This window comes from Serratia sp. CY44782 (assembly GCF_052168715.1).
Classification (GTDB): domain Bacteria; phylum Pseudomonadota; class Gammaproteobacteria; order Enterobacterales; family Enterobacteriaceae; genus Serratia; species Serratia nevei.
The window spans coordinates 509,672-515,671 of the sequence record NZ_JBJNME010000002.1 but is presented as its reverse complement, the minus strand read 5'-3'; the positions used below and the strand labels follow the sequence as shown (position 1 = coordinate 515,671).

The 6,000-nt window shown below is 54.0% G+C and carries 4 protein-coding genes; all 4 read left to right on the top strand.

Going from position 1 to position 6,000, the window contains the following annotated elements:
- On the top strand, positions 1 to 432 hold a 432-nt coding region (locus tag ACJ8HT_RS05955; protein WP_442520125.1), incomplete at its 5' end, for an acyltransferase domain-containing protein.
- A gap of 15 nt (positions 433 to 447) precedes the next feature.
- A complete protein-coding gene (locus tag ACJ8HT_RS05950) occupies positions 448 to 4,287 on the top strand; it encodes an SDR family NAD(P)-dependent oxidoreductase (RefSeq protein ID WP_154892282.1) in 3,840 nt (1,279 codons plus the stop codon).
- Between the two features lie 63 nt (positions 4,288 to 4,350).
- A complete protein-coding gene (locus ACJ8HT_RS05945) occupies positions 4,351 to 5,136 on the top strand; it encodes a metallophosphoesterase family protein (protein ID WP_194572405.1) in 786 nt (261 codons plus the stop codon).
- A 154-nt stretch (positions 5,137 to 5,290) separates the two neighbouring features.
- Complete coding sequence (locus tag ACJ8HT_RS05940) at positions 5,291 to 5,860, top strand: MepB family protein (protein ID WP_197652825.1); 570 nt, start codon at positions 5,291 to 5,293, stop codon at positions 5,858 to 5,860.
- The last annotated feature ends 140 nt before the right edge of the window (positions 5,861 to 6,000 follow it).

The following is a 6,000-nucleotide window of genomic DNA, read 5'->3' as shown; positions in this document are numbered from 1 at the left end:
GGAATGACGGTGGTGGCGGGGCCGCACGCGGCGCTGGCGGCGTTCGTGCAGCGGCATTATGCGCATGAACACACGCCGTTGGCGGTTTCGCACGCTTTCCATTCGCCGATGATGGCAGCAGCAGCGGCGGCGTTTGGCGACGTGGTGAGTACGGTGGCATTGCGCGCACCGACGGATGGGGTGCGGTTTATTTCCACGCTGACGGGGCAAGCGGCGGCGGGAGGGCTGCAGACGGCGGAGTACTGGAGTGAGCAAATCACTCAGCCGGTACGCTTCCTGCAGGCGGTGCAAACGTTGCTGGGGCAAGGCGGCACGCCGGACGGCGTGTTTGAAATCGGACCGGGTGCGACGTTGATCAACATGGCGAAGCGTATCGCGCCCGATGTGCGGACGCAGTGGGTTACCTCTAAAGATGAGTTTTATTTCAATTAATACAGGGAGTTACTTGTGAGTAAACGATCGCCTTTATTTAAACATAAGCCATTAGCTTGGGCTAAGTCGGAAGTGAAACCTGCGACGCACATCGATACGCCGATGGGAAAGGTGCCTGACCCGCTTTACACAACGATCTGGGTTGAGCAGGCCCTGCCTGAAATGGGAGAGGTGAACATCGGGCCCCACTTGCTGTTGTCGCGTCATACGGTGCCGCTGAACTTGCCGGAGGGGTGGATCGGTATGGTTGCCGTTGGGGCCGAGGCGGTAGGCGCCGTGCTCGATGAACAAGCGTGGCAGACCGTGGCGGTATTGAGCGAAGGGGAAGAGGAGGATGTCGCGCAGGCGTTAGCCGTGTTGCAGGCAAAGCCTGTTCCGCGTTTAGTTCTGTTGAAGCGAACCGGCGCACTGGGTGATGCGGGGTTGAGCGGGTTGGTGCGCACGGCGCGGCAAGAACAACCGGAACGTGTGCTGCGTTATATCGAGTGCCTGCCGGAACAAGTGGCGCTGGCGCTGTCACTGTGTCTTCGTGAGGATATCGAGGAAGAATGCCGCCTTACTGAGTCAGGCGGCATGCAGTCGCCGCGGCTCCAACGCTACCAAACGCAGAAGTGCGACAGCGCGGGAATTCGGGCGGACGCCACCTATGTCATCAGCGGCGGTATGGGGGCGTTGGGGCAAGTCGTCGCCGGCTATTTGGCGAAACAGGGGGCGGCGCATGTACTGCTGCTGTCGCGAACCGCTTATTCCCCGGCGGATTTACCGACGTTGGGGGAAAACGTCGCGGTCGCCAGCCTGGCATGCGATGTGGCGGATCGTCGGCAAGTGGAGGCGATCCCCGCCTGGCTGAATGCGCAGGGTTGGCCGGCGATCTCTGGCGTGATTCATATCGCGGGTCTGTTGACCGATGGCACTTTGCTTAAGCAGACACCGTCAATGCTGGACAATGCGCGGGCTGTGAAAGTGAATGGCGCGCAACATCTGCATGACATCCTGGCGCCCGGCGATTTTATGGTGCTGTATTCCTCTGCCGCCGCGGCGTTCGGTTCCGTTGGTCAAGCGAGCTATGCGGCGGCGAATAGCGGCCTGGACGCTTTAGCGGAACAGTGGGCGCAGGCTGGAGAAAAAGCACTTTCGATTCAGTGGGGAGCCTGGTCTGAAAATGGCATGGCGGTGCGCCATGATGCGGTACGCCGCGCAGAAAGCGCCGGTTTTGGCGCCATCAGCAATACGCTGGGCTGTGAAATGCTCGACAAGCTTTTATCGTCGGACAGCGCCGGCACTTTCCTTGTCTCGCCGATAACATGGGCGCGCGTCAAACTCACAAGCCCGCTGATTGAAGGATTGAAACCGCGCCCGAGCGCTGCTCCGGCGGAGGGCGTCCAGGACGTTCGTCAGATGATACGCGAGGCCGTTTGGGAAACGGTCGGGGAATCGGTCGATGACGATGTCGCTTTGCTGGAGAATGGTCTGGACTCTTTGGGCAGCATGTCTTTGCGCAACCGGATAGCGTCCTCTTTGAAAATGGGGCTTCCTGCGACTTTCGCGCTTGAAAATCCCGATATCAACGCCATGGTCCGCTATGTCATGGCTGAACAACCGGCCATCGGCGCAGCCTTGTCTAACGCGCAGCCGGAACGCGCGACGCCGTCATTGCCGGTATTGGTCATTGGCGCCGGCGTCGGCGGGTTGGGCTTTGCGCGGCAGCTGGAGAAAAATGGCCTGTCCGTCGTGGTTCTCGAGAAAAACGACTGGGCTGGCGGGGTGTGGAAAAGCCTGGCGAATGATGATTCGAAGCTGCAAATAGACTCCCCTGCGTATGACTTCGACAGCAACCATCTGCCGTTAATCGGCGATCATCGGTGGAGTAAAGGATTCCCTGGCCGAGCCGAGATCCTCGAAGGGGCGGAGACGATCGCAGAGACATTGAAAGGGGACGTTATTTTCGGCTGTGAAGTGCGGCAGGTTGAAAAGAAAAGCGAGAACGAATACCTCGTCACTTATCTGAAAGATGGGAAGTCGCACAGCATGCTGGTGTCTGGGGTCGCGGCGATGACAGGGGGGTTGCATCGCCCGGTGCAGCATCGTTTCCCGGACGAAGAGCGTTTCCTCGGGCACGTTGGGCAGGGGATCAGCAACGATACCGCGGTCACGGTCTTTAACGGGGCTTCTGTGGTGATTGTCGGGCACGGCGCATTCGCTATAGAAAATATGCGTACAGCCCTGGAAAACGGCGCTAAGCACGTCACATTGTTATGCCGCCGTCGCAATCTCGTCCTGTCAACGTTTTGCAATTGGCTGCTCAACGCCAACAACGGCGTTATGCCGGTTGCCGACGTCGTCGAGATCATGCGTCCCTTTTATCAGGCATGCGGTATCGATATAGAAACGTTACCGTCGATCAGCCGCGACAAAAGCGGTGATCTGTTGCTCGATCAAACCACGGTTCCGCCGGGATCCGATCTGTTCTTCCTCGCCCAGATGCTGGGTAAACTCACCATCGTCGAGGATGAGGTCGCCAGGATGACCGACAATGGGGCCCTGACCCGGAAGGGGCAAGAGATTAAAGCGGATGTTTTCCTGAAGTGTTTGGGGTCGGATACGGACACCACTTTATTGCCGGGCATATTTGGCCAAGACATGGCGGTGAAAGGGCTTTGGATCAACGGCGATCCCAACCTCTTCACTTACAATGACGGGGCTCAGGTGCCAAGGAAAGTGCGAACGCTGCTTTGCTCCAGCTATGCATTCTTCGTACAAGCGTTTGCCCGCGCCTATATTCATTTCCGAGAGAATCCGTCGGCATTCACCAACTCCCTATCACGCATCATGACGGAGTCCCAAAAAACCACGAATGCGGAACGCATTTTTATGGAGCTATGGGATTTCATTGAGCCGGCCAAAAAAACAGTGGCCGCTCGTACCGCCGAGCTGTATCCCTTCGACCGCTTCCAGGTTGAACGCGAAAATGAATGGCGAAATTATGCTCAGCTGCTGGGCGCTTCAGAGGGCGAGATGACGGCGCTTTGGCAATTGCTGGAGCCCGCAATGTCGATATTGCACCGCCGCAATCCGGCTATGCCGGTAGAGAAGCGCTATATCCATAAGCGATTCGGGGCCATGTCCGTCTATGTCCCTCGACGTCGCCGGGTGTTGTTCCTGTCCGGTCAGGGAACGAATGCCCGGTTAGCGAAATCGCTGCTTGAACGCACGGGCTGGAGTGCTCGTACGGATCTTGAATTCGTCATCCCGGATGCGCCTTATGAAATGCCGGCGTTTACTAATGAAATTCAGCTGCAGCAAATTGGCTTAACACAGCTTGTCGAGAGCGGGGTATACGACACGCAAGGGAAATACAGAGAGTGGAAGGCGGGGTTCGAAAGACTGTGGGAAGAGTTCCATGGGACGGCGCCTCAAGAGATATCCGCGCAAGATCGAGACATATGGCGCTCAACGCTGACTTACGTTAGAGAGCTGACGCAAAATTACGGCCCTTTTGAGGGTATTGCAGGATTTTGTGAAGGTGCCGCAGTAGCGTCTGTAGCGTTGCATCTCCAGCATCTAGGCGAAGACTTGGGGTTGAAGGGCATTAAGTTCTTCATTGCGATGTCACCCTGGCGTTCACCGATTCACGAACGCGATGGGTTATTCAATAAGGTGGGCGGATTGCAGCTACCTATGTTGCAGATTGTCGGCGATAACGATATGCCGGTATTTCTCGCCGAAGCGCCGCATTTCAAACGCGGCTATGAAGGGGCGATGGAATATCGGCATACCGGACAGCATGTGTATCCGCCGTTAACGACGGCATTGGCGCAAAAGTTGAATCAGCTGATTATGCAGAGCGAGCAGTAGCCGTGAAATGACCCTCTCCAGGAAATGGATACATGTTGGCGAGGGTCTTTTAAAAGGGGATATATGAAAGTTTACGCAATCTCGGATCTTCATATCGACTTTGATGGCAATGCCGAGTGGCTCTTTAATGCATTTGATGCTGACTATACTGAAGATGTGTTGATTGTGGCTGGTGATGTGAGCGATGAATTGAGCAGGCTTGAACAGTGCTTTACCTACCTGGCCTGCCGTTTCAAAAAGGTGCTCTTTGTGCCGGGCAATCATGAGCTGTGGGTTGTGCGCGATCGCATTCTTACATCGATTGAAAAATTTGAGCAGATTTGCCTGCTCGCTGAGCGGTGTGGCGTTTCCATGGATGTCTACCACCATGCCGGCGTATCAATCGTGCCTTTATTCAGTTGGTATGATTTTTCCTTTGCATCACCTACGGATAAATTGCTCAGCAGTTGGATGGATTTCTATGCATGCAAGTGGCCCGATAATTGGGATTTACGGCACGCGACGGATTTTTTCCTTGATAAAAACATCCCGCGACTCAATACGAAAAATGATGTTATCATTTCTTTTTCGCATTTCTTGCCGTCTGCAAAACTGTTGCCAAATTTTGTTCCCGAGGCGTTTAAATATCTCTTCCCGGTGTTAGGTTCTGAAAAACTGTCGGAGCAGATTTCTATTCTTCAGCCAGATATGCATGTTTATGGCCATAGTCATATCGCCAGAAGTCTCAGAGTCGATGATATCGACTATGTAAATAACGCATTGGGATATCCAAGAGAAAGGGGTCTTGGAGGTAATGGACTGTATTGCCTATATAATTCTACGGAGATTGACCGTAAGGAGGCCGGTTGATATCGGGGGAATGATTTGAAAAGGACAGTGAGGTTGCATGCTCTTGTGGTAGTGTTACGAGCAGATTTGTATTCTGCGCGAGTCTTCCTGATCAAGCATGACAATATAATATTGTTAATGAAAGAGTCACTGATAAGAAAGAAGGAAATAGAGTATGTTAGGAAGTAATAAAGACGTTGAGGGAGCTTGGTTTGCCGATCCGGCGCAAGGGAGAATTCCGGTTCAACTTTCTGATATAATAAACGATGTGTTATTGCCTGCCGGAATCCGCATATCGGAACCTCAACGAGAAGCTGAGAGCGGCGAGTATGGCGCCTGTCAGCTTGACGTGGAAGGCAAGCGAGCATTATTCCGCGTCGCCAACACGACTCCAACTAAACTCGGCCAGTTTGTGACTATATGGAAAAGACCGCATGTGCAGGATGAGATTATGCCCATCGATTTTGACGATGGCATCGAGTTCGTATTGGTGAGCGTTTTTGACCATACTCATAGAGGATTCTTTATATTCAACAGACATGTGCTGGCGAAAAAAGGGGTCATGTCAGTTAAGGGCAAAGAAGGGAAAAGGGCCATTCGTGTTTATGCTCCTTGGGTTAAGCCCATTGTGAAGCAAGCTATTACAACGCAGAAATGGCAGTTGCAGCACTTCGTTTCAGCAACGTGCGGTGACGTGAATGCCAACAAACTCAAGGCGCTGCTGACCATCGATAGCCTTTTCTAAAAAGACATGCGTATTTTGGCTGTTGAAAGCAGCCACATGTCGCGCAAGGGAAATTATCGGCGCCGCGTTGAACAGCGCTTCAGCGTTGGCCTGCAGGGTGAGGCCTTTGGCCGAATAATCGAACGCAGTTCGATGAAGAG